Annotated in this window: 19 protein-coding genes; 3 read left to right on the top strand and 16 right to left on the bottom strand. The window is 45.3% G+C overall.

What is annotated here, in order from left to right:
• Positions 1-438: 438 nt before the first annotated feature.
• Positions 439-1,440 carry a ketoacyl-ACP synthase III gene (locus E6W40_RS18445; RefSeq protein ID WP_136607109.1) on the top strand — a complete coding sequence of 334 codons (1,002 nt, stop codon included), beginning with the start codon at positions 439-441 and terminating at the stop codon, positions 1,438-1,440.
• A 66-nt stretch (positions 1,441-1,506) separates the two neighbouring features.
• On the opposite strand, the gene pilO is transcribed toward E6W40_RS18445, so the two are convergent.
• From pilO to E6W40_RS18510, 13 genes are all read right to left on the bottom strand, one after another.
• Complete coding sequence (gene pilO / locus E6W40_RS18450) at positions 1,507-1,959, bottom strand: type 4a pilus biogenesis protein PilO (RefSeq protein ID WP_136607110.1); 453 nt, start codon at positions 1,957-1,959, stop codon at positions 1,507-1,509.
• Between the two features lie 202 nt (positions 1,960-2,161).
• Entirely contained in the window at positions 2,162-3,565 is a 1,404-nt protein-coding gene (gene argH / locus E6W40_RS18455) for an argininosuccinate lyase (protein WP_136607111.1), read from the bottom strand.
• Positions 3,566-3,658: 93 nt separating this feature from the next.
• Positions 3,659-4,891, bottom strand: coding sequence for an argininosuccinate synthase (locus E6W40_RS18460; protein WP_136607112.1), 1,233 nt, complete (start codon positions 4,889-4,891; stop codon positions 3,659-3,661).
• Between the two features lie 391 nt (positions 4,892-5,282).
• A complete protein-coding gene (gene argF / locus E6W40_RS18465) occupies positions 5,283-6,239 on the bottom strand; it encodes an ornithine carbamoyltransferase (protein ID WP_136607113.1) in 957 nt (318 codons plus the stop codon).
• 69 nt (positions 6,240-6,308) lie between these two features.
• Entirely contained in the window at positions 6,309-7,508 is a 1,200-nt protein-coding gene (locus tag E6W40_RS18470) for an acetylornithine transaminase (RefSeq protein ID WP_136607114.1), read from the bottom strand.
• Positions 7,509-7,806: 298 nt separating this feature from the next.
• Positions 7,807-8,658 carry an acetylglutamate kinase gene (argB, locus tag E6W40_RS18475; protein ID WP_136607115.1) on the bottom strand — a complete coding sequence of 284 codons (852 nt, stop codon included), beginning with the start codon at positions 8,656-8,658 and terminating at the stop codon, positions 7,807-7,809.
• Positions 8,659-8,668: 10 nt separating this feature from the next.
• On the bottom strand, positions 8,669-9,895 hold the full coding sequence (gene argJ / locus E6W40_RS18480; protein WP_136607116.1) for a bifunctional glutamate N-acetyltransferase/amino-acid acetyltransferase ArgJ: 1,227 nt from the start codon (positions 9,893-9,895) through the stop codon (positions 8,669-8,671).
• 20 nt (positions 9,896-9,915) lie between these two features.
• The gene (argC, locus tag E6W40_RS18485; protein ID WP_136607117.1) at positions 9,916-10,983 is read right to left on the bottom strand and encodes an N-acetyl-gamma-glutamyl-phosphate reductase; all 1,068 of its coding nucleotides are present in this window, start codon (positions 10,981-10,983) and stop codon (positions 9,916-9,918) included.
• A 258-nt stretch (positions 10,984-11,241) separates the two neighbouring features.
• Positions 11,242-12,132, bottom strand: coding sequence for a YitT family protein (locus E6W40_RS18490; protein ID WP_136607118.1), 891 nt, complete (start codon positions 12,130-12,132; stop codon positions 11,242-11,244).
• Positions 12,133-12,289: 157 nt separating this feature from the next.
• Positions 12,290-13,403 (bottom strand): peptide chain release factor 2 gene (prfB, locus tag E6W40_RS18495; protein ID WP_136607119.1). Its coding sequence is split into 2 segments (ribosomal slippage): positions 12,290-13,330 and positions 13,332-13,403, totalling 1,113 coding nucleotides; the frame shifts between segments, so codons are not numbered across the junction.
• A gap of 185 nt (positions 13,404-13,588) precedes the next feature.
• Complete coding sequence (gene secA / locus E6W40_RS18500; RefSeq protein WP_136607120.1) at positions 13,589-16,093, bottom strand: preprotein translocase subunit SecA; 2,505 nt, start codon at positions 16,091-16,093, stop codon at positions 13,589-13,591.
• A 460-nt stretch (positions 16,094-16,553) separates the two neighbouring features.
• The gene (hpf, locus tag E6W40_RS18505) at positions 16,554-17,129 is read right to left on the bottom strand and encodes a ribosome hibernation-promoting factor, HPF/YfiA family (RefSeq protein ID WP_136607121.1); all 576 of its coding nucleotides are present in this window, start codon (positions 17,127-17,129) and stop codon (positions 16,554-16,556) included.
• Between the two features lie 293 nt (positions 17,130-17,422).
• Positions 17,423-17,620: a cold shock domain-containing protein gene (locus tag E6W40_RS18510; protein ID WP_136607122.1), complete on the bottom strand. Its 198-nt coding sequence runs from the start codon at positions 17,618-17,620 to the stop codon at positions 17,423-17,425.
• 391 nt (positions 17,621-18,011) lie between these two features.
• On the opposite strand from E6W40_RS18510, the gene E6W40_RS18515 reads away from it, so the two are divergent.
• Positions 18,012-19,265, top strand: a complete 1,254-nt coding sequence (locus E6W40_RS18515) for an ISL3 family transposase (RefSeq protein WP_136607123.1) — start codon at positions 18,012-18,014, stop codon at positions 19,263-19,265.
• Positions 19,266-19,685: 420 nt separating this feature from the next.
• On the opposite strand, the gene E6W40_RS18520 is transcribed toward E6W40_RS18515, so the two are convergent.
• Together E6W40_RS18520 and E6W40_RS18525 are read right to left on the bottom strand one after the other, a co-directional pair.
• The gene (locus tag E6W40_RS18520; RefSeq protein ID WP_246073100.1) at positions 19,686-20,756 is read right to left on the bottom strand and encodes a tetratricopeptide repeat-containing glycosyltransferase family 2 protein; all 1,071 of its coding nucleotides are present in this window, start codon (positions 20,754-20,756) and stop codon (positions 19,686-19,688) included.
• Between the two features lie 84 nt (positions 20,757-20,840).
• On the bottom strand, positions 20,841-22,607 hold the full coding sequence (locus E6W40_RS18525) for a glycosyltransferase (protein WP_136607124.1): 1,767 nt from the start codon (positions 22,605-22,607) through the stop codon (positions 20,841-20,843).
• Between the two features lie 416 nt (positions 22,608-23,023).
• Here E6W40_RS18525 and E6W40_RS18530 point away from each other — a divergent pair, with 416 nt between their 5' ends.
• Positions 23,024-23,977, top strand: coding sequence for a class I SAM-dependent methyltransferase (locus E6W40_RS18530; RefSeq protein WP_136607125.1), 954 nt, complete (start codon positions 23,024-23,026; stop codon positions 23,975-23,977).
• Between the two features lie 183 nt (positions 23,978-24,160).
• Here E6W40_RS18530 and E6W40_RS29760 read toward each other — a convergent pair whose 3' ends face one another.
• Positions 24,161-25,159: a TylF/MycF/NovP-related O-methyltransferase gene (locus tag E6W40_RS29760; RefSeq protein ID WP_211147053.1), complete on the bottom strand. Its 999-nt coding sequence runs from the start codon at positions 25,157-25,159 to the stop codon at positions 24,161-24,163.

Here is a 25,159-nt window from a genome sequence, read left to right on the forward strand (position 1 = left end):
CTCTCCCCCTTAAATTACAGTCACAGTCACCTTCGAAAGTTTTATGGCGATTAATTTGTTCCATACAATGAAACACTGTACCGCTTGTTGATACAAAAATAATTTATCATAGTTACTCCACATTGTAAATTATCCCAGATAACCACAATCCGGCTTGTACAAAAAGCCTAAGGAATGACGGCGGTGGAATAATGGCACGGCAGGCCATTCCTTATAGCTGGCCATCATTTTTAAAGGTAACGTTCGGAAGATAGCAGACGGGAAAATCACTCTCAAGAATCATGAAAATATTTTCATCGATAATGACACTACACAAAAAAAGGTTGAAATTGAACTCATATTGCCTATAATTAGTACCAAGTACCATTACCTGATGATAATTTTTACCGGAAGTCTTTTTTCTCGTAATTCCATAATCCAAGATGAGGAGAGATCGCGATGAATACCCTATCATCCAAGGCCAGAATCACCGCCATCGGAACGTACGTGCCGGAGAAGAGATTAACCAATGAGGATCTGGAGAAGCTCGTGGATACGAATGATGAATGGATTGTGCAGCGGACTGGAATGCGAGAACGCCGGATCAGCGGAGAACAGGAATTCACGTCGGACCTATGTATCCGGGCAGTAGACAATTTGATGCAAACCTATAGCAAGAGCGTTGATGACGTCGATTTGATCATTGTCGCTACGACGACTGCGGATTATCCCTTCCCCAGTGTGGCTTGCCTTATTCAGGAGCATTTTAAGATCCAAAGCACCGGAGCATTCGATTTGAACGCGACCTGTGCCGGATTCGCTTACGGATTGCATGTGGCCAATGGACTCATAACCTCGGGACTGCATCGTAAAATACTTGTTGTGGGCGGAGAAACACTTTCTAAAGTTACCGATTACACTGACCGGACGACCTGCATTCTGTTCGGAGACGGGGCTGGAGCGGTGCTGATTGAGTATGATGAAGCAAATCCAAGCTTTATCCAATCGATTCAAGGAACGGATGGCAGCGGAAGTGTACATCTCTATCGTTCCGGCATATCCAAATGGATGAATGGACTCCCGTTGCAAGGTGATGGATATATGGTTCAAAACGGGCGGGAAGTGTATAAATGGGCTACGCGGACGGTCACCGCAGGGACTGAAGAGCTGCTGTCACGCGCCCACATGAACACCGGAGATATCGACTGGTTTGTACCCCACAGCGCTAATCTGAGAATGGTGGAATCCATATGCGAAAAAACAGGCTTCTCTTTGGATGACACCTTGTACAGCGTAGAGTATATGGGAAATACCTCCGCGGCTTCCATCCCGCTGGCGCTTGGTCTTGGGGTTCAGGAGGGAAAATTGAAATATGGAGACACCCTGGTTCTTTATGGCTTTGGAGGCGGGCTGACTCACGTGGGCCATATCGTTAAATGGGGCGTGCCGGATTTGAAATAAACGGGTAGTAAAAAAGCCGGCTCTATGGTGATCATAGAGTCGGCTCCTCTCTTTTGCAGAAGAACATCAGGATTTCGGTTTCGCGACCGTGTAGTAGGCTGTGAATGAAATATTCGCAGTCAAAATGCTTCCGGGATTGCGCTGCTCATACGGCTGTTGAAAGCTGAAGGAATCGATGGTAACGAGGCGGGGTGCGGCCTGAAGCTGGTTCATCCACGCATGGATCTCATTATAGCCGCCTTCCACCACAGCTTTCATTTTCACTTCCTTAACGGAGCTGTAATCCTCCGGCTTTTTCCCCGTCATAAGGGCAATCTGATTACTCTCCTGTAATTGAAACTCAATATCCGTTAATTTGGCGAATGATTTGTCTTGAATCTTTTTCAGCTGCAGCACGAGCTGCTGTGCATTACTGAAATAGGAGAAAAGAACTATAGATACGATAGAGAAGATCACAATTGCCGCCAGAAACTCTACCAAAGTAAAACCTTTTTCCTGCTTTGAGACGGTTTTAAACACCTCTGCCGACTCTCCTTCGCGTGACCATCATATAAATAGCTAAAAATGGATAATATGTAATATTTCATTATATGCTTTGTCCTCTTTAGTCAGCAATCCCCAACTATGAAAATACAGCAAAAAAGCCGGTAGAATCAGAGATTCCAAGACCGGCTTCATTATTATCAAACATAGTTCATATGAACTATTTTAATTAAAAATCTTATTGATGCTCTTCAAGCCAATGCACTGTCAACTGCATCAGCACTTCACTGCGCTTGACGGCGTTTGCCACCTGGTCTGTTGCTGTACCGCCGTACACGTTACGGGCGTTGACCACGGTCTCCGGCTGAAGCACTTCGTAAATCGCGTCGTCGAACAGGTCCGAGAACTGCGTGAACTCATCCATCGTCAGATCGAGCAAGTACTTGCCGTTCTGAATGCAGTAAAGCACCGTTTTTCCGATAACTTCATGCGCCTGGCGGAACGGAAGGCCTTTGCCCACGAGGAAGTCAGCGATATCCGTCGCATTGGAAAAGTCTTTGTTCACAGCCTCGCGCATCCGCGATTTGTTCACCTTCATGGTGGTAATCATCGGTGCGAACAGCTGCAGCGCGCCTTCAAGTGTCGCTACGGTGTCGAACATGCCTTCTTTGTCTTCCTGCATATCCTTGTTGTAGGCCAGCGGCAGGGATTTCAGCACTGTAAGCAGACCCATCAAATTGCCATAGACACGGCCTGTTTTGCCGCGAACCAGTTCTGGCACGTCCGGATTCTTCTTCTGTGGCATAATGCTGCTGCCTGTGCAGAACGCATCGTCCAGCTCAATGAAGTTAAACTCAGTACTGCTCCACAGCACCAGTTCTTCCGACAGGCGGGAGAGATGCATCATGATGATCGAAGCGTCAGACAGGAACTCAACGATAAAATCACGATCACTGACAGCATCCAGGCTATTTTCATAGACACGGTCAAACTGCAGCTGCTCTGCCACGAAATGGCGGTCAATCGGGAACGTTGTTCCTGCCAAGGCACCCGCGCCAAGCGGAAGCACGTTGATGCGCTTGTAGCTGTCCATCAGACGCTCAATATCACGCTGGAACATCGAAACGTACGCCATCAAGTGATGGGCGAACAGAATCGGCTGTGCCCGCTGCAGATGCGTGTAGCCAGGCACGATCGTATCCAGGTTATCTCTGGCTTGTCCCACCAAGGATTTTTGCAGCTCATGCAGCATGCCCGACAGCTCGACCACGCGTTTGCGCAGATATAGATGCATATCCGTTGCTACTTGGTCATTGCGGCTGCGTCCAGTATGCAGTTTCCCGCCAACCGGACCGATCTCGGCAATGAGGTTTTTTTCCACGTTCATATGAATATCTTCATCCGAAACCGAGAACTCGATTTCATGGTTATGGATCTTGTCCAGCACTTTGTTCAGACCGGCTTTGATGGTTTCAACATCCTCCTGCGGCAAAATCCCGCATTTGCCCAGCATCGTCACATGCGCAAGACTTCCTTGGATGTCTTCCTCTGCAAGCGCCTGGTCAAACCCGATGGATGCAGTATACTCGTCCACCAAATGGTTGGTCTGCTTTGTAAAGCGCCCTCCCCATAGTTTACTCACTTATGTTCTCTCCTCTCTGACGGCAGAGGGCCGTCCCTTCTCATCTGGAAAAGGAACGGCCGCTAATGCCTTGCCGCTGCGCGGTTCAATCATTTATTGGCTCTGTTCTACGCCAGTGCTTACTTTAAGACGAAGTGCGTTCAAGCGGATAAAGCCCGTTGCATCCCCTTGATCGTATGCTTGCGTCGGATCGGCTTCCATGGTGGCAATATCCGGATTGTACAAGCTTACCGGACTCTTCACGCCTGCGGCGATAATATTGCCTTTATACAGCTTCACGCGAACCGTGCCCGATACGTTCTTTTGGCTTTCGGTTACCAGCGCCTGCACAGCCAGACGTTCCGGAGCAAACCAGAAGCCGTTGTACACGAGGGTACTGTAACGTGTAATCAGGCTGTCACGCAGGTTCATGACTTCGCGGTCCATCGTAATGGATTCCATTTTGCGGTGAGCGGTGAACAGGATTGTGCCGCCCGGCGTTTCATACACGCCACGGCTCTTCATGCCGACAAAGCGGTTTTCCACCATGTCCACGCGTCCGATGCCATGCTTGCCGCCCAGTTCATTCAGCTTTTCCATGACTTGCAGCGGGTTCAGCTTTTCGCCGTTCAGCGCTACACAGTTGCCTTGTGCGAATTCGAGATCAAGGTATTCCGCTTCATCCGGAGCATCCTCAGGGGACGCGCTCAGCAGGAACATTTCTTTATTTTCAGGTGCGCTTGCATCAAACCAAGGATCTTCCAGCACGCCGCTCTCATAGCTGATATGCAGCAGGTTGCGGTCCATGGAATAAGGCTTGGCCGCAGAAGCTGTAACCGGAATGCCGTGTTTTTCGGCAAAAGCGATCATCTCGGCACGTCCCGGGAAGTCGTTACGGAACTCTTCAAGGCGCCATGGCGCGATGACATCGATATCCGGAGCGAGCGCAGCAACGCCCAGTTCGAAACGAACCTGGTCATTACCTTTGCCGGTTGCCCCGTGTGCAATCGCTGTTGCGCCTTCAGCACGCGCAATCTCAACCATGCGCTTAGCGATCAACGGACGAGCAATACTGGTTCCGAGCAGGTACTGGCCTTCATACAGCGCGCCTGCCTGGAACATCGGATAAATAAAGTCCTTCGCGAATTCATCGCGCAGATCATCGATGTATACTTTGGAAGCGCCTGTTGCCAGTGCTTTTTCCTCGAGGCCGTCGAGTTCTTCCTTTTGTCCGATATCCGCTGTAAAAGCGATGATTTCCGCATCATAGGTTTCTTTAAGCCATTTGAGAATAATAGATGTGTCCAGGCCGCCGGAGTAGGCGAGCACGATTTTTTCTTTTGCCATGTGTTGAACTTCCTTTCTTTTTACGCTTCGTAGTTCAATTATAACGTGATTGGGTTAAATATCCTATTTTACTTCGTCGTACGTATTGAGCGCTGCGGGTACGGACCGTTTGTGCGCGAATGTGACCGCTACGGGTACGGATCGTTCTTCCGATCGCTGTTGTTCCCGAATTTCTTGATTGAACTTTACTAAAGTAGAAATTCGGGAACAAAGGCGACCGCTAACGCTTCTTCAGATCGATTCCGTCCCCTCCGCTGCTGCGTATTCCTCAAGTACTAATTATGATATTGATCCTAACTTCTTTGAATAAAACCTTACCTCATCAACGCTGCCATAAACACCTTCTGCGCGTGCAGACGGTTCTAGGCCTGATCCGAAATTGAATAAAACCTTACCCCATCAACGCGGCCATCAAAGCCTTCTGCGCGTGCAGACGGTTCTCGGCCTGATCGAAAATAACGGAGTTCTTGCCGTCGATCACACCTGCGCTAACCTCTTCACCGCGGTGTGCTGGCAGGCAGTGCATGAACAGATAGTCGCTCTTGGCGCCTTTGGCCAGTTCTTCATCCACTTGGTAGTCTTTGAAAGCCGCCTCGCGGATTTTTTGCTCTTCCTCAAAGCCCATGCTCGCCCATACATCCGTATAGATGACGTCAGCGTCCTTCACGGCTTCCTGCGGACTGCGCGTTACGACGATTTCCGCTCCGGTTTCCTTGGCGATCTCGCGGCTTTGTTTTACCACTTCAACATCCGGCTCATAACCTTCCGGACTTGCAATGGATACATGCACGCCAAGCTTCGCCCCGCCGATCATAAGGGAATGCGCCATGTTGTTGCCATCACCAATGTAGGCCAGCTTGAGGCCTTTTAGCGTACCTTTGTGCTCGTATACGGTTTGGAAGTCCGCCAGCACCTGGCATGGATGCGCCAGATCGCTGAGGCCGTTAATGACCGGCACGGATGCATATTTAGCCAGATCGGTCACGTTGTGATGTCCGAAGGTACGGATCATGATGCCGTCAAGATAACGGGAAAGCACCTGCGCCGTATCGCTGATGATTTCGCCGCGTCCGAGCTGGATATCATTTTTACTCAAAAAGAGTGCGTGCGCGCCCAGCTGGAACGCTCCGACCTCAAAGGATACACGCGTACGGGTAGAGGATTTTTCAAAAATAAGTCCGATCGTTTTGCCTTTCAGCGGCTGGTAAACCTCACCGTTCTTTTGCTTCCGCTTCAATTCAACGGCCAATTCAATCAAATACTGAATCTCAGCCGGGGTGTAATCGTCAAGTTCGAGCAAGTCCCGGCCTTTCAAGTTTACATGCTGCAGCTGTTCTGCCTGGGTCATGGGTGTTCCTCCTTTTTCTCATTCGTTCTTTAGCTTGCTTAATCACTAATGATGAAAATATTTAAAGTGTTAGTCTTTTTTTACGGCTGTATGGTCATGGAACACGTCAGCGATAATGCTTACCGCCTGATCGATTTCTTCCTTCGATACGTAAAGGTTTGGCAGCAGGCGGATCACGTTTGGTCCAGCGGTGATAAACAGCAGGCCACGCTTCTGGCCTTCAAGCACCAGCTCGCTCACGGGTTCGGCACACTCGATGCCAATCAAAAGTCCAAGGCCGCGGATGGCTTTAACATACGGATTGTTCGCAAGCTTCTCCGATAGCTGTTCCTTCAGATATTTCCCCATCTCAGCCGCACGCTGCGGAAGCTGATCCTCCAGGATCGTCTCTACGGTGGCGATGATAGCCGCCGTAGCAATCGGCGTTCCCCCGAAGGTTGAGCCATGGCTGCCTGCGCTGAATGCGTCCCGAAGGAATGCCTTGCCGAGCATGGCTCCCGTCGGGAATCCGCTGGCAATGCCTTTAGCCAAGGTGAAAATATCCGGTTCAATGCCATAGTGTTCATGCGCGAACAGTTTGCCTGTACGGCCCATGCCGGTTTGTACTTCGTCAATGATCAACAGCAGGCCATGCTCTTCGCACAGCTTTTTCACGGCTTGAACAAAGTCCGGCTCAACCGGAAGCACGCCGCCTTCTGCCAGCACCAATTCAAACATGATCGCTGCGGTCTGGTCGGTAATAGCCGCTTTTAAAGCATCGAGATCATGAAGCGGCACGCTTTTGAAGCCTGCAGGAAGCGGCAGGAAGCCTTCCTTCACTTTATCCTGACCTGTTGCGGTCAATGTGGCCAGCGTCCGCCCATGGAAGGATTGGACAAAAGTAATGATTTCAAAGCGTCCGCTGCCTTTAATCTTCTGGTGATAACGGCGGGCCAGCTTAATTGCCGCTTCATTGGCCTCGGCGCCACTATTGCAGAAAAACACAGCATCAGCGCAGCTGTTCGCGGTCAAAAGTGCAGCAGCCTTTTCCTGGTTCGGAATCTGGAACAGATTCGAGACATGCCACAGCTCATCAAGCTGATCCTTCAGCTTCGTTTTTACTTTCTCGGGTGCATGACCCAGGTTGGTAACGGCAATGCCGCTCATAAAATCGAGATACTTGTTCCCTTGATCGTCCCATAGCCAGCTTCCTTGGCCTTTAACCAAACTAATCGGATATCTGGCATATGTCGGAAACAGCGAGCTGGACTGTCCTGCAGGGTTGCTCATTGAAATCACTCCTGTCACTTGGATTATTTTAAAAATCATATCTGGTTTGGCATTGTGCATGTTAGCCGCTACGGTTACGGATCGTTCTTCCGATCGCTGTTGCCTCCAAATTTTTTTGATTATCCCTTAAGCGGTGAAAATTCAGAGGCAAAGCATATGCTTCCGAAGCGAGCTTTCCTACGGAAAGCTTTTAGGCGAACGCTATCGCTTCTTCAGTACGATTCCGTCCCCTTCGCTAACTATGCTTCATAACAAGCACAAATCATATTAAATGAATTTCCTCAGTTTTCTTCGTTCCTTATCTCACAATCCGCGTTCCGATCGTTTCGCCTTGAAGCACCCGGCTCAGCACCCTCGCTTCGCTGCCGTTCACGATAACCACTTCCTGCACGTCGCCCTGGATGCAGCTGACCGCGGCTTTGACTTTCGGAATCATGCCGCCGTAAATATCGCCGCTGGCAATCATGTCCTCGATCTGCTGCACCGTCACAACAGGGAGAACCTGTTTGATGCCTTCGATCTCTTTCATAATGCCGGGAACATCCGTGACGACGATCATTCGGTCCGTCCCCAGATGCGAAGCTACAGCACCCGCTGCCGTATCGGCGTTGATGTTATAACGTTGTCCGCTTGCATCCACGCCAACTGGGGCAATAACCGGCATATAACCCATGGCCGTAATGCCTTGAATGATGTCTGACTGCACCTGCGTCACATCGCCGACCCAGCCGACTTCAGCCGCATTCGCTACAGGCTGTGCCTGAATCAACGCTCCATCGACGCCGGAGATGCCAAGCGCCCTGCCTCCGCTCTGCTGAATGCGTCTGACAATCTGCTTGTTAATGCTGCCTGCAAGCACCATCTCCACCACGTCCAGTACCGCTTCCGTCGTCCGGCGCAGACCATTCACGAACTCCGTATCAATCCCGAGCTTCTCCAGATTTTCCGAAATAGCCGGGCCCCCGCCATGGACGATGACAGGCTGAATGCCGGATGCCTGCAGCTGCTTCAAATCCTCAAAAAAGGAATCCGGCAGTGCCGCCAATGTACTTCCGCCGCATTTCATGACGAAGCTTTGTTTGCTTGCTGCATCCTCAGCCGCGGTTTGCTCCTGTTGATCCAATGTATTCACAGCTCTCTCATCCCCCATTCCGCTCTACCTAAGTCCGGTAAGCCGCATTAATGCGGACATAATCGTAGGTCAGGTCACAGCCCCAAGCCGTCGCATGACCCTCACCATGATGGAGATCAACCACAATACGGACGGTGTCGCCCTTTAGATATTTCAAAGCCTCTTCCTCATCAAACACTACCGGGCGTGAGCCCTCCAGAACCGAAATATCGCCAATGTGGATATCAACGGTTTCCGGATTCACCGGCTCGCCTGCGCGTCCAACCGCTGCAATAATCCGTCCCCAGTTCGCATCTGCACCAAACACAGCCGATTTCACCAGGCTTGAGCCAATCACGGTTTTGGCAATCGCACGTGCGGACTGATCACTCACCGCTCCGTTTACGTTTACTTCAACCAGTTTCGTCGCCCCTTCGCCGTCGCGGGCAATCGCTTGAGCCAGCACTTGGCATACATAGGTGAATCCAGCTGCAAAAGCTTCCCAATCCGGATGGGATGGATTCAGCGCTTCATTACCCGCCAGGCCGCTTGCCATTGTGATCAGCATATCATTAGTACTTGTATCTCCGTCCACTGTAATCATATTAAAGGTCACATCTGTCGCCTGCCGCAAAAGCTGCTGCAGCACGTCAGCCTCAATCACCGCATCCGTCGTCATAAAAGCCAGCATGGTCGCCATGTTCGGATGAATCATGCCCGATCCTTTGGCTGCTCCGGCAATGTTAATCTCCTTACCATTAACCATAACTGCGACGCAAGCTTCCTTCTTCACGAGATCCGTTGTCAAAATCGCCTGTGAGAAATCCTCTGCTCCGGAAGCTTCACTGCTCAGCCGCTGCGGCAATCCTGCGATGCCTGCCGTAACGCAGTCCATCTTGAGCAGCTCTCCGATCACTCCCGTTGAAGCAACGGCCACATCCTGCTCTGCAACGCCCAGATGGCGTGCTGCATCTGCCCGCATCGTATACGCATCAGCTTCGCCCTGCTGCCCGGTGCAGGCATTAGCGTTGCCGCTGTTAACGACAACGGCCTGCAGTCTGCCGCCCTGCAGGCTCTCACGCGTCACCTTCAGCGGTGCCGCCTGAAACACATTCGTGGTGTACACAGCCGCAGCTACGGCCGGTACCTCACACAGAATCGCGCCGAGATCATGGCGATCTGTTTTCTTCAAACCGCAGTGCAATCCGCCTGCGGAAAAACCCTTAGGTGTTATAATGGAACCGCCTTGTACCGCGGTATATTTTTCTTGTCCCATAATGTAGTTGATCCCGCGCTTTATGGATACACCGGTGTGTAGCCCAGTCCGAGATTCTCCTCCCATCCCATCATCAGATTCATGTTCTGTATCGCTTGGCCTGCCGCACCTTTGACAATATTGTCGATGACCGAAATGATCGTCACCCGTCCTGTCCGGGCATCTGCCGCAAATCCGATGTCACAGTAGTTTGATCCATACACTTCTTTGGTTGCCGGCCAGATTCCTTTATCCCGTACACGCACGAACGGGCGGTCTTTATAATACTGCCGGTACAGATCCACGAAATCCTCGTCGTTATACACGCCATTCATCTGGGCGTACATGGTACTCATAATGCCGCGCGTCATCGGTACAAGTTGTGTCGTAAAGGTCACGGTTACCGGCTCTCCGGTTACCTGGCCAAGCACCTGCTCGATTTCCGGGATATGCTGATGCTTATTCACTTTGTAAGCTTTAAAGTTTTCGTTAATTTCCGCATAATGCGAAGTCAGACTTGTGCCCCGGCCCGAGCCGGATACACCGGATTTGGCATCAATAATGATGCTTTTCGGGTCGATCCAACCAGAGCTGATTGCCGGAATCAGACCAAGCAGCGTTGCTGTCGGATAGCAGCCTGGATTGGAAATGAAATCTACAGCTGCTGCTTCCTCTCCGAAAATCTCGCATAAGCCGTATACGGCTTTTTCCAGATAGCTCTGCTCTGGTGCCGGATGCTTATACCACTTCTCGTAAGTTCCGCCGTCCTTGATCCGGAAATCGCCTGACAGATCGATGACTTTCAGTCCCGCCTCCAGCAATCCCGGCACCAGCTTCGAGCTTACTCCTGATGGCGTTGCCGTGAAGACAACATCGGCCTTTTCCGCGATTTCCGCGGCATTCACGCCATCCAGGTTTTGGACGATAATATCCGTTAAATGCGGAAAACCTTCCGATATCGGTGTTCCTGCACTTGATGATGAAATAACCGACGTAATCTCCGCAAGCGGATGTGCCTGCAGCAAGCGGATCAATTCTACCCCGCCGTAGCCTGTCGAGCCGACAATCGCAATTCTGATCTTACGGGTTTCCCCATGTTCTCCTGGCATCCCGAGTTTCCCCTCTCTATCCCCTGACTTGCATCCCTCTAATAAATATGTATTATTATACGACTGTATTAATATAAATACAACACTTTCGAGCGAATTCCGCCTTGTTCCATAAGGAGTTTTAGTTTTGGATCTATGCAGCGCCATACTGTATGAATGATATTCACCTGAATGAATATTAAATATAATCACGCAAAAAAAAGCAGCGAAGCGTTTCGCTGCTTTTTTACTTCCAATTTGTTTCTACTATTAATCTGCTTATGATTCCAATTTAAATCCTTCACCTAGCACTTCATGGGTATTGCTAATGATAACAAATGCCTCGGGGTCTACGGTCCTCACCAGCGTCTTCAGCCGTGTTGTCTCGCTTTGCCCAATGACCACCATCAATACGGTGCGGTTATCGCCTGTATATCCGCCTTGGGCGTTTAACTTCGTCAAGCCTCGGTCAAGATCATGGAGAACGGCTGCGGTTATTTTCTCCGTATGATTTGAAATAATATAAGCTACTTTGGAATAGTTGAATCCAAGCTCAACCGCATCAATCACTTTTCCCGTTACATAGAGACCGACCAATGCATAAAGTGCCTTTTCCAGAGACAAGGTGCATGCAGCTAAAACAATGACGCTCCCGTCCAGAAGGACAACACACAGTGAGAAGCTGAGCCCGCTGAATTTTTGAATAATTTGGGCAAGTGTTGTCAGGCCTCCGGTTGATCCTCTGCCACGATAGACAATCCCAATTCCGAGTCCCACCGCAATTCCTCCGTAAATCGAAGCCAGCAGCGGGTTGCCCGTAGGCAGCGGCCAGTCTTTGGTGAGATATACGAACAGTGGCAAAATCACGCTTCCCAGCAGCGAGCGAATGCCGTAATTTTTGCCGAGCAGCCATACTCCTAAGAAAAAGAGAGGTATATTAAGGGCCCACTGGGTAAACGCAGGCTCTAGACCCAGCCAGGCTTCTCCAAGTACTGATATTCCGGATACGCCGCCGGACGCGATGCCATTCGGCAGGAAGAACAGATTAAATCCAAGGGCTATGATTAAGGAACCGATAATGATAAGAACCGTATCCACCATATGGCGCAGAGGGCCTATCGGGGGAATAAGGGGAGCCTTTCTCCGGCTTGAAGCTGCAACTTGAGACATACTCGTTTTTCTCTCCTTGAAATATATTCTCCTGGCTGAGGATGCAGAGGCCTCCTCATAAAACACCTGGACGCCAAAAATTCCTACCCAACGACATAGATTGAACAAAAGGAAAGCTTTCGTTCAATCTATATAGAGTGTAGGAATTTCATGGGTTTTATTCGGTATCCACTTTAATCTGGCTTCGCAAATAGCCGTCGATGAAAGGATCCAGATCCCCGTCCATCACAGCGCCGACATTGCCGGTTTCCACTGAGGTGCGGTGGTCCTTTACCATACTATAGGGATGGAATACATAGGAGCGAATCTGGCTGCCCCATGCAATATCCGACTGTTCCCCTCGGATTTCATCCAGTTCTTTTTGCTGTTCTTCTATTTTACGCTCGTACAGCTTGGAACGCAGCATCGTCATTGCTTGTTCGCGGTTCTTGATCTGTGAACGTTCATTCTGGCAGGTAACCACAATGCCTGACGGTAAGTGGGTAATCCGTACGGCCGAGTCCGTCGTATTGATATGCTGTCCGCCCGCGCCACTCGCCCGGTAGGTATCAATCTTCAGATCCTCTGTCCGGATTTCCACATCTGTATCCTCTGTGATTTCCGGAACCACATCGCAGGATACGAATGAAGTATGCCGACGTCCCGAAGAGTCAAACGGTGAAATCCGCACCAAACGGTGTACACCCTTCTCGGTTTTTAAATACCCATAGGCATTGAAGCCCTTGATCAGGAGCGTCACGCTCTTGATTCCCGCTTCATCACCAGGCAGGTAATCGAGAACTTCTACCTTGAAGCCTCTTTTCTCCGCCCACCGGGTGTACATCCGCAGCAGCATCTGTCCCCAGTCTTGCGACTCGGTTCCGCCTGCTCCCGGATGAAGCTCCAAAATGGCATTCATTTTATCATAAGGCTGATTCAGAAGCAGATCGAGCTCGAAATCCTCAAGCCGCTTCTGAATGCTCTTGACCGATTCGGCAATTTCACCAAAAAGCGACTCGTCGCCTTCTTCATCTGCCAGCTCAGCCATCATAGACGCGTCATCATACTCCTGCTGCAGCTTTTCATATTTGTCTACGGAAGATTTAACCGCGTTCATCTCTGCAATAACGCCCTGCGCTTTCTCGTTGTCATCCCAGAAATCCGGCGCGGACATCTTTTCTTCAAAGTTGGCGATCATTTCCTGCTTGAGGTCTAAGTCAAAGTGACCCCCTAAGATTGGTTAGTTTGGTCGCAATTTCTCGCAAATCATGCTTGATGGATGGATCGATCATGATATTTCCTCACCTCTTTATCGACATAAACTCCCTTAAACAAAGGAGACTTGGCGCGTAATGCCTGTATCGCTGCCGAAGGCCTTTGATTCAAGGGAGTCCTGTTCCGCAGCCCGATGGGGCGCGGCTTATATCCTTACAGCTGCCGGCTGCAATCAGCCACATGCTATATTATACAGCTACAACTATTCTTGACCGTGGCAGTGCTTGTATTTTTTGCCGCTGCCGCAAGGACAAGGATCGTTGCGTCCAATTTGGTCGCCCGTGTGCACAGGTTTCTTCTCAGCAGGTTCGCCGTTTGTTGAAACTTTGCTTTCCTCGATCACCGACTGGCGTTCCTGGTTCGCTTCGATATGAGCCTTCATGACGTATGTCGCTACTTCTTCCTGAATGCTGGCCGTCATGGCGTTGAACATTTCAAAGCCTTCAAACTGGTATTCACGAAGCGGATCCGTACCACCGTATGCACGAAGATGGATACCTTGGCGAAGCTGGTCCATAGCATCGATGTGGTCCATCCACTTGCTGTCTACGGAACGAAGCACGATAACCTTCTCAAACTCGCGTACGAGCTCGGAGCCGATTCTTTCTTCGCGTTCATCGTATTTGGTTGTGACTTTGTTGAAAATGAATTCTTCCATATCCGGTATTTCTTTGCCCCAGAGGTCATCACGCGTCACAGTGCCTTCATCCAGCAGTTTGCTGTTCACATAATCGGCAACCTCTTGAAGCTCCCAGTTCTCTGGAATATCGTCAGAGCAATGCGCTTCGACAACACGGTCGATAACCGGTTTGATCATCTCCATGACGATGTCCTTGATATTCTCGGATTCCAGAATTTCGCGGCGCTGCTTGTAGATAATCTCACGCTGCTGATTCATCACATCATCATATTGAAGCACGATTTTACGCAGATCGAAGTTATTGCCTTCGACACGTTTTTGCGCGGATTCAATCGCACGGGTAATCATTTTACTTTCGATAGGCTGGTCTTCTTCAAAACCGAGACGGTCCATCATGTTCAGTACGTTGTCTGCACCGAAACGCTTCATCAGCTCATCCCCAAGGGACAGATAGAACTGCGTGGAGCCCGGGTCGCCCTGGCGTCCCGCACGTCCGCGAAGCTGGTTATCGATCCGGCGCGATTCATGACGCTCTGTACCCATGATATGCAAGCCGCCCAAATCGGACACGCCTTCACCCAGCAAAATATCCGTACCGCGGCCCGCCATGTTGGTGGCAATGGTTACTGTACCCGGTTGACCGGCGCGGGAAATAATTTCAGCCTCTTCGGCATGGTATTTGGCGTTCAGCACTTGGTGTTTGACACCTTTACGCTTCAGCATATCCGAGATCAGTTCAGAGTTTTCAATGGATACCGTACCAACCAGAACCGGCTGGTTCTTTTTGTGACGTTCCACAATTTCCTCAACAACAGCTTTGAACTTGCCGTTCTCGCTCTTATAAACGACGTCAGGCATGTCTTCGCGCTGATTCGGTTTATTCGTAGGAACCTGGAGAACTTCCAGTCCATAAATTTTCTTGAATTCTTCTTCCTCGGTCTTGGCCGTACCAGTCATGCCCGCAAGCTTGCGGTACATCCGGAAGTAGTTCTGGAACGTAATGGTAGCGAGCGTCATACTCTCGTTCTGAACCTCGATGCCTTCCTTCGCTTCGATCGCTTGATGCAAGCCATCGCTATAACGGCGGCCGGCCATCAGACGACCCGTAAATTCATCGACGATCACAACCTCGTCTTCCGTTACAACGTAATCCACATCCAGGCGCATAATCACGTTTGCTTTCAGTGCCTGAACAATATGGTGATTAAGCGTAACATTCGCGTGGTCGTACAGGTTCTCGATACCAAAAGCGCGTTCCGCTTTGGCTACACCCTTTTCAGTGAGTGCAACGGATTTAACCTTAATATCAACGGTGTAGTCTTCTTCCGCCTGCAGCTGCTTCACAAAGCGGTCAGCTACGTAGTACAGCTGCGTCGATTTCTGGGCTTGTCCGGAAATGATCAGCGGTGTACGGGCTTCATCGACCAGGATGGAGTCCACTTCGTCAATCGTACAGAAGTAAAGCGGACGCTGAACCATCTGTTCTTTATAAAGCACCATGTTATCCCGCAGGTAGTCAAAGCCGAACTCATTGTTCGTACCATAAGTGATATCACAGGCATAAGCTACTTGTTTATCCGCATGGTCCATGCCGCTCAGGTTAACCCCGACCGTCATACCCAAGTATTCATAAATTTGGCCCATTTCCTGACTATCGCGCTGTGCGAGATAATCATTGACCGTAACCACATGCACGCCTTTGCCCAATAGAGCATTCAGGTATACCGGAAGGGTACCAACGAGTGTTTTACCTTCACCGGTCTTCATCTCTGCAATACGGCCCTCGTGGAGCGCCATACCACCGACCAGCTGTACATCATAGTGTCTTTTACCGAGAACACGCTTGGACGCCTCACGTACGGTCGCAAATGCTTCAGGAAGCAAATCGTCCAGTGTCTCGTCTTTTTCCAAACGCACACGGAACTCATCCGTTTTGGCTTTCAGCTGCTCATCAGTGAGCTTAGTGAAATCCGGTTCTATTTTGTTAATTTGATCAACCGTCTTCATGAGACGTTTGATATCACGATCATTCACGTCGCCAAAGATCTTTTTAACTAGTCCTAGCATGGTTAACCCCTTTCACGCAAAACAAATGTTTAATTTAACTTCAAGATATCAAGGGTTATGTTCAAATGGAATTCGATCCCCGACCTATCCAACCTCACAGACATGTGCTGGATGATAGGATTCACGAGGAACCGATTCATACAGAAATGTGGGTGATCTGCTGAATGAAATGGATCCGGATAAAGACTCGATTCCATCCAGGGCAGACTGTTATGGGTTGAAGTTAATTTGTAACAATATACATATTAAATTCTTGAAAATGGCTTTTGCATAAATTGTAACAGTTTGTAAGTCAAGCCGCAACAGTGCGGATGACAATGCACACGCGGTTTTTGGCTCTATTATCTATATACGTAAGAAGAGCCCAATCCGTTGCAGGATATGAGCTCTTTTTTCATTCATATTAATCATTAATTTTTACATAATCATGAAAATTGTACCTTCAGAATGTGAAATCTGCTTAATACGAATCTGATTCCGTTTGCTCGATCAAACCGTACTTGCCGTCATTACGTTTGTAAACAACGCTCACTTCTTGAGTATCAATGTTGGAAAAGACGAAGAAATTATGTCCTACCATGTTCATCTGCAAAATGGCCTCTTCCACATCCATCGGTTTGAATGTGAAGCGTTTGTTGCGGACCACTTCCAGATCATCATGATCTTCTTCCGTCTGTTCGGCTGTCATCAAGCCTACTGCGGCTTCATCCGTGAAGAGTGTCTTCAGACTGCCTTCCTGACGGAACTTGCGGTTCAATTTCGTCTTGTGCTTGCGGATCTGACGCTCCAACTTGTCCACAACGGCATCAATCGATGCGTACATATCATCGCTGCGGTCCTCTGCCCGAAGCATAACGCCTGGGAGTGGAATCGTCACCTCCACGGTGTGCAAACCTCGAACGACACTAAGTGTTACAAAGCCTTCTGAGGTAGGGGGTGCATCAAAATACTTTTCAAGTCTGCTGAGTTTCTTGTCAACATAGTCTTTCAAAGCATCAGTCACATCGATTTGTTGACCTCGAATACTAAAATTCATAGGGCACTCCTCCTTTGCAGTTCCATTATATCACATTTGTTAACGCTAAGTAAAAAGGCATTTCTGTGTACTGCATAAATAATGAAGGCCTTTACTTTTATCGCTTCCCGCTTAAGGGGAGGTATGAATTTTTAACCGATATGGAGGAATTGAAACAGGATATAGGAATATGGGGAAATTGGATTGGAATTTAAGAGAATTAAAAAAACCCCGGATTTCTCCAGGGTTCTACGCTATCGTTCTTCAATTACTTAACCATCTAACCGTATATGTAGGTCGGCCTTGCCGGATGATTATAATTTAGTTACGTTAGCTGCTTGCGGTCCGCGTGCGCCTTCGACGATGTCGAATTCTACGTCTTGACCTTCTTCCAAAGTCTTGAAGCCATCAGTTTGAATTGCGGAGAAGTGTACGAATACGTCTCCACCTTCAGAAGTCTCGATGAAACCGTAACCTTTTTCTGCGTTGAACCATTTAACTTTACCTTGCATGCAGTAACATTCCCTTCGTCATCAAATAAAGTGTGACTTGCGTCCACATTCCTGAATATACCACCCAAACTTGTCCATTGTCAATTGGAAAGGAAAATGATTTTATTCAATAATATTCCAAAACAATTCTTATAAACGAGATAATTAGAGGTATATTTGTTGAAATATTACCCTCTATGAGGAAAATTGAAACACTCAATGTTTAATTGAGTACAAAAAAGACCAATCAATATTCTGATTGGCCCTACTATTGTGTTAGAAACTTAAACTTAAATTAAAATCCTAACTAACAAATTTTTAAAGCTTCCTCGCTACAATGAATGTCCAATGTCTGATATGTGATGCAACTGTCGATACTGCCAAGTAAGAATAATAATAAGGTGGTATCGTCATGTGGACATCATTTAGTAGTAAAGAAAACTTGATTGCGGACATGTTTAAGGTAGCGTTAGAACTCGAATATCCTTGGGAGTTGAAGAGTATTGAGTTCGATGATCAAGATCAAGCATGGCATTTGTTCCTCGATTTTGAACGCGGTGCTGAATTTGCTTGTCCGCATTGTGGAGCACAAAGCAAAGCTTATGATGCAGATAAAAAGAACTGGCGACATTTAGATTTCTGGAATTGGAAAACCTACATTCATGCTCGCGTCCCACGTGCTAACTGCTTGAAATGCAATAAGGTGACTCAGGTTCCACTGAAATGGTCACGTCCAAAATCTCACTTCACCTTTCAATTTGAAGCGTGGGCTATGCGGTTGATGGCCGAAATGCCTGTGAATGCCGCTGCTCGTGAGCTGCGGGAACATGATACGCGTATGTGGCGAATCTTTCATTACTACGTGAACAAGGCAATGGAACAACTTGATTTCAGTGATTTGAAACGAATTGCAATTGATGAGACTTCATCGCGCCGAGGACATCGCTACATTACACTGTTCGTCGATGCAGAGACAAAGATCGTGCTATTTGCAACCGAAGGAAAAGGCATGACAACACTTAAGCAGTTTAAGGCACATTTGAGCGAAAAAAGCTTTCCTGCCGAACAGATTGAAGAAGTATGTTGTGATATGTCTCCAGCATTTATTAGCGGTATTGAGACGTATTTTCCGAAGGCAGAGATTACATTCGATAAGTTTCACGTTATGAAGTTGGTTAATGAAGCGGTTGATGATGTTCGTAAAAAAGAACAGAAAAAACAACCAGAACTTAAGCGTACAAAGTACCTCTGGCTTAAAAATGAGAGTAATTTAAACGCAGAACAACGTGAAACGCTTATTGGTCTTAAGGACTTACATCTAAATACAGGTCGAGCTTACCGGTTAAAATTGTCCTTACAAGAATTTTGGACGAGTCCGCATATTTATGCTGATGTATATCTTCGCGAGTGGATTGGCTGGGCGAAACGTTCCAAGCTAGAGCCAATGATGAAATTGGCTAAAACCATAAAGCAACATGAAGAAGGTATTCTACGTTGGTTCCACAGTAAAATGACAAATGGCTTTCTTGAAGGACTCAATGGACTGGTTCAAGCTGCAAAACGAAAAGCCAGAGGCTACCGTAACGTCGAAAATTTGATTGCCATGGTTTACATGACGGCGAACAAAGGTCGTCTGCCAGGGCTCGCGGCACGTCGAGCACAATAACTCTTTAGCCCTTGTGACTCCGCCTCATAGATAGAAGAAGCGGTCAAGCGATCTTCTTGAGGGCATCTTCTATCTATGAGATTCTACACCCGGGATAAAGGGTTATTAAACTATGATTTGGCGTGTCACCCATCCAGTAGAGCGAAGAGCCTTTTTAAACCACTATATTTTCTACTTTCACTTCATATAAGCAGTACTGGACAGAACATGAATTCCTTTCCATCCTGCTGTATCCCAGTGAATGTAATGGTATGGTTCCGCCCTGAATCTGAACTTCACATTTTTTTCATTAGAACTAAAACTTACTGTGATATTAATAGTTTTTTCTGACGTGTCTGCTAATGCTGCTTTGAGTTCACTTAGGCCCTTTGCTCAAAGAAACTGATTATATCAAGGCTTGGGAATTATACTATTCTGTATTTATGATTTAATAATCTTAAGTCTATCAATGGACGGCTTATAATTCATTTCAGCAGCTTGTTCATAGCAATCGCAAGCCTGATCAAATTCACCTGTTACCTCATAAAACACTCCCAAGTTATGGAGAGTGGCAAAGCTTCCGGTACCAAGTACACTTCCCTCTTGCCCATTATCTCCTATCTCAAGCGCTCTCTTGTAATAACGTTCTATTAGAGGTAACAACTCTCCAAACTGGTCTGGGGCACTGAGTATAAGTTCAAGCAAATAAAGTGCTGCGACAAAGAAAAAATCAGGATAATTCTGCAGATAATCAAACTGCTCTTCAATGATCGTTATTCCTTCAGATAATTGCCCAGTTGAAATGATAGCATATAATAAATTCACTATAATGCTGGGTGCGTATCCTTCTCTTCCTGTCATATTATCATAAGCAATTTTCAAATGGTCATAGGCCTTTTCATGATCCTCAAGACCTCTGTATTCCTTAGCGATCTGATGATGATAATATGGATCTAATGGATGTTCCCGAAGGACACTTTGTAGAATGGGTATATTTCTCTCATTCTTGCTCTGCTGAAAATAGCCATCATGTTGTACTTCCACATCGACAATCAGACGAGGGAGATCCGATTTAATTTGTTCATGTATTTTCCCCGAATATCTGTAAGACGCCGGAAATAATCTCGAAATATAAATTTGTTCATAATTGATCCCGTCTTGCCCCTGAAATTTATCAATTCTTTTTACTCTGCCTATGGCTTGATTTTGCTCAATGAATAGACGAATGGTATCTTTACAATCGTTTGAAATATACTCATCAGCATCAAGCACCAGGTTCCATTCACTCGTCGATCGGTCCAAAGCATAATTACGAGCTTCAGAGAAATCATTATTCCATGTATAATCGAAAACTTCGGCATTAAATTCCCGAGCGATTTCTTTTGTATTGTCTGTTGAACCTGTGTCTACAATAATAATCTCATCAACAAGTTTAGAAGCACTTTCTAAACAACGTTTCAAAATGGATCCTTCGTTCTTTACGATCATGACAAGAGAAACTGTCTTTCCCATTAAATTTTTCTCCTATAAATTACTTTTTAGATAATTAGACGTATGGACTTCTATTAAACAACCGACTACGCTACTACATCCTATTTAGATTAAATTATTTAAGACCTTTTCTAACAAATGACCAGATTCATGATCCTTCTCTTCAATTTGATTCAGGTACATTAAAGCTTCTCTGTCTGCCCCAATGGAATGAAGTAAAGAGGCATAGTTATATAATGTATCATAATGCTTGCTGTTGATTTCTAGTGATGCATTAAGAAGGGGGATGATGTCGTTGTACAGACCATGAATGAAAAATTGGTTAGCTAGTATATTCAAGACAAGTTGTCTATCAATTTCTAGGGTGTTCACAGTGGAAATGATCATCGAAGAATTTATCGATCCATCTTTCAGCATACTTGTCATTTCTAAAACCGTCTCATTGACGTCAATTCCACGATTAATCTGTTCTAATAAAATTTCCAATGACGAATATGAATTTTTACTTCGAGTTGCTCTTATTAAATATTTTACGGCAGTGAGATGAGTGTTGTCATTGGAACCAACTAGAGAACTTAACTGATCTATAAAACGCTGTTCTAAGGTGGACACTTCATTATTAATCATTTTATAGCCTATTTCATCAAATCCGGATTGTACAAATAATCTTTGGACTTCAGATAATGAAAATAACCTAAGGGTATCATGATCTAGCATTTCATTCTTACCGTACAAGGATTTACTTTTCATTAAAGAGAAGATTACGCTATAATGAGTGGCATTCGGAATACTTGCTAGAATGGTACCGTTTGGCTTAAGTGACTCTTTGACCCGAGCTAAAAACTTCCATGGATCTTTCATCTGCTGCAGGATATCCCCTAAGATAATATAATCATAGGCTTCAGCCTCGTATGAGATGGTTTCCCCATCACCAATCGTCACATTCCCAATAAGTCCCGCTATGGATGCTGCATGCTCATTCTTTTCTATACCAAACAACTCTGCGTTAGGATACTTATACTTCACATTTAATAGAGTAGCCCCACAAGCGCAGCCAATATCCAGTATATTCATTTTTTTATATCGATCCTGTTCATTCATTAACTGTACTAGATCTTCTCTGGGCTGCGCATGATAGGATGTATGAAAACCCCATTTCTCCTCAAACTTTTCTCTATTGCGATTCCATAATCGCTGCCTTTGTTCTGGCATCTCTCCAAACGAAGTAGATCCAAAATGGTGTATAAATACATTTCTACAAAGTATTAATTCAAACCCGGATTTCAGTAAACGGAACGAGTAATCACTGTCCTCACACATTCCTGGGGTAAAAGCTTCATCTAATAAGCCGACTTGATCGACAGCTTCTTTTTTTATTAACATGCAAAATCCTATTAATTTCAACCTTCGCTCCCAATCTGGCTCCGCAGTCAAATTGTATGTATTCGCAAAATCCCACATCTCATCCAAGGTTGAATAGGAAACTGCAATTTCTTGATCTCCATAGGCACTGTTAGTTACCGGTCCTACTGCACCAATCTCATCAGAACTGTATAAACAGTCATTCATTAATTTAAGCCAATTTTCTGTTACCACAACATCATTGTTCAGCAAGAGAATACTATCACCTGTCGACAGTTCCATTCCTTGATTACACCCTTTGGGAAAGCCAACATTTTCTTCATTAAAGATGGTAAGAATGTCTGTCTGCTCGGCAAGCCAATCCCGTGTGCCATCTGTAGATAAATTATCTACAACGATCAGTTGATAGGTCCCTCTTGGTGTATATTTACGGATACTCTCAATACAAGCCTGAGTGTATTCAAGTTTGTTGTAAGTGAGGATGATGATGCTTGTTTTTTTATGATTCATTAATTCAGCCCTCCATAAATCTTATTAGCTTACTATATAGATTGAACTATAGTTTGTTTTATCATCCCCTTCCAATCTGCTGTTTAGGAGGGGATTTATTGTACTGTTAGTTCATTTTATATAGTTTATATTATCACTAAACAATGTAACTAATGAGATAGATTTAAACTATTATCTCCTTAATAATTGCTATATCAGATTGTCCGGTTAGTCTAGGATTGTACTAACTAAACATCCCTTTAGTTGACTTCTAAAAAAATTAAACTTACTAATAGATTAATTTCTTTAAGTTAGGGATTTATATATTCTGGACTGGCCGCATTATAATAGCTAAATAATTAATAGACCTTTGCCGATACAAAAAAGATACTACTCAAAATATAAAACACATTTTATTATTATGGAGGAAGACAACTATGCAGGACTTAATTAAAGCAATTCAAAACAGCCCTACAGATTCGATGGCACATTGGGATTTAGGGGAATTTTATGAAAAAAATGCAACTCTGATGAATGCTATTGCTCAGTATAGAACTAGTATCACTTTCGGGAACGGAACTCCATATTCATTTCTGATCTTGGCCCGTACATACTTTTCTATTGGACAAATAAAATTAGGTGTTGACATATGCGAACAATTAATAGAGGGAGAATTTGATCCCACTATAACGGCTAATGCAGAGGACTTATTGAAATTAAGCATCGGTTTAACAAATTCTTCATTAAAGAGTTTGAACCATAACAGTTATTACCGTCTAAAATCATTAGCTGATCATATAAATGAAACAACTTCTAATAAACATTGTTCTATACTTGATGTAGGAGGCGGAATTGGTGAATTATGCTTATTCTTGCCTGATGCTTACTATGCATTAGTAGAACCTAGTGTAAATGGACTTTCTGCACCTTTACCATTTGAGAAAAAATCTTTTGATATTGTTGTTTCATGTCATGTATTAGAACATATTCCCATTAATGAAAGAGATGAATTTCTAGACAGTCTTTGTATGATTGCCAAAGAGAAGGTTATAATATTGAATCCCTTTTCTTTTGACGATTCCAATGAATGGTTAACCTTGATTTATGAGATTACTGGGGGCAGTTGGGCTAAAGAACACGCCGAATGTACTATGCCCGTTTTAGATGATATAAATAGTTACGCTAAAAGAAGAGGTTATCCATATAAAATCATACCAAATGGATCTAAAACACTTTCAATCTCTATGTTATTCTTTGAACACTATGCGAAAATGACCGATAAACGTAATGAATTAATAAAAATAAATAATATGTTCAATAATTTAGAATTAAGTAACTTAGTAAATGAAAAATCTCCTAATGCATATCTAATAGAATTTGATGTAAGATAAAAATATATACTTTAACTACCTCTTCTAGAAAGAAGTTATGTTGATAAAATAGGAGCGATTGACGCTTCTTGCCATCGCTCCTTATGCAACTTTTTTCCTTCTCGCACCAACTCAGCACCAGCTAGGCTTACTGGTAGTAAAATACAAACCTAGCAGGCGTGTTATTGACATATTTCGCTATTATCATTTAGGTATTATAACAGTCCCCAAATTATCACTTATAGGAACATAAGGAATGCTGTTTTCAGAACAAAATTCCCTCACAGCTTCCTTTGCCCCTTTAAAAATAGAATTATTATAATCATGCACAAATATATATCCTCCGACGGCAAGTCTAGGATAAAAATAGTTCAATCCATCGTATATGGGTTTATATAAATCTGTATCGATACTCACAAAAGCAAACTGGTCTTCTAATTCCTCAGATGTCTGCGGAAAGTATCCCTTTTTCACAATTACATTCTCAGGGTATTCCATCTTACTCAAAACTAAATCTATACTCGTATCTATGAATTGTGTTGTTTTAACTGAAAAATTCTCTTCTATATCATAGGATATATCTCTTTCGTCAAATCCCTCAAAGGTATCAAAGAGATATAATTTTCTATTATTAAAAACTTTATTGATATGCTTTGCAAATCCTCCTTTATAAACACCTAATTCAGCAACATTCCCTGTAATATTTTTAGCATGAATTTCTTCTGCAATTAACTCCAGTGATGAGAGTCTTACGTAATCCACACTTTTATCATTAAGATCAACTTTTCTTTCTCTCCCAATTAAGTTCATATTACACAAATGAAATGATTCAATCTCTCGCTTCGTAAACAAATTAAAATTTGTATAATTCGCCATTTTATTAATTTTTTCATTCAATTCATTTTCTAGTGAGTGAAATATTTTGGAGTCATTCATTTTGAATCCGATAATTTTATTATTATTTATATTCAAATCTTTTAGTTGTTCTATCAATAGATCATATTTCCCACTTGCTAAAAGTATAAAATCATATTCAAATTGATTTATGTCAAGGGGCGTAATTATTGGCACACCCTCAAATAACGTTCCACCAGATTGAGGGATACTATTAATAAAGGCAAGAATTTCAGCTTTATTAAAATCAATGTGTTCCTTAATAATGCTCCAAAGACCACCATTTCCAAAGACCAAAAGTTTATACAA

Origin of the sequence: Paenibacillus dokdonensis, assembly GCF_004916975.1 — a bacterium.
GTDB classification, from domain to species: Bacteria; Bacillota; Bacilli; order Paenibacillales; family Paenibacillaceae; genus Paenibacillus_AQ; species Paenibacillus_AQ dokdonensis.

What these genes read in the sequence shown, in the direction of transcription:
- secA (WP_136607120.1), bottom strand. Translation starts at nt 16,093, where the DNA reads ATGCTAGGACTAGTTAAAAAGATCTTTGGCGACGTGAATGATCGTGAT.
- E6W40_RS18510 (WP_136607122.1), bottom strand. Translation starts at nt 17,620, where the DNA reads ATGCAAGGTAAAGTTAAATGGTTCAACGCAGAAAAAGGTTACGGTTTC.
- argB (WP_136607115.1), bottom strand. Translation starts at nt 8,658, where the DNA reads ATGGGGGATGAGAGAGCTGTGAATACATTGGATCAACAGGAGCAAACC.
- E6W40_RS18470 (WP_136607114.1), bottom strand. Translation starts at nt 7,508, where the DNA reads ATGAGCAACCCTGCAGGACAGTCCAGCTCGCTGTTTCCGACATATGCC.
- E6W40_RS18445 (WP_136607109.1), top strand. Translation starts at nt 439, where the DNA reads ATGAATACCCTATCATCCAAGGCCAGAATCACCGCCATCGGAACGTAC.
- E6W40_RS18520 (WP_246073100.1), bottom strand. Translation starts at nt 20,756, where the DNA reads ATGGGAAAGACAGTTTCTCTTGTCATGATCGTAAAGAACGAAGGATCC.
- E6W40_RS18490 (WP_136607118.1), bottom strand. Translation starts at nt 12,132, where the DNA reads ATGTCTCAAGTTGCAGCTTCAAGCCGGAGAAAGGCTCCCCTTATTCCC.
- argJ (WP_136607116.1), bottom strand. Translation starts at nt 9,895, where the DNA reads ATGGGACAAGAAAAATATACCGCGGTACAAGGCGGTTCCATTATAACA.
- E6W40_RS18525 (WP_136607124.1), bottom strand. Translation starts at nt 22,607, where the DNA reads ATGAATCATAAAAAAACAAGCATCATCATCCTCACTTACAACAAACTT.
- E6W40_RS18515 (WP_136607123.1), top strand. Translation starts at nt 18,012, where the DNA reads ATGTGGACATCATTTAGTAGTAAAGAAAACTTGATTGCGGACATGTTT.
- argF (WP_136607113.1), bottom strand. Translation starts at nt 6,239, where the DNA reads ATGACCCAGGCAGAACAGCTGCAGCATGTAAACTTGAAAGGCCGGGAC.
- E6W40_RS18530 (WP_136607125.1), top strand. Translation starts at nt 23,024, where the DNA reads ATGCAGGACTTAATTAAAGCAATTCAAAACAGCCCTACAGATTCGATG.
- E6W40_RS18460 (WP_136607112.1), bottom strand. Translation starts at nt 4,891, where the DNA reads ATGGCAAAAGAAAAAATCGTGCTCGCCTACTCCGGCGGCCTGGACACA.
- hpf (WP_136607121.1), bottom strand. Translation starts at nt 17,129, where the DNA reads ATGAATTTTAGTATTCGAGGTCAACAAATCGATGTGACTGATGCTTTG.
- argC (WP_136607117.1), bottom strand. Translation starts at nt 10,983, where the DNA reads ATGCCAGGAGAACATGGGGAAACCCGTAAGATCAGAATTGCGATTGTC.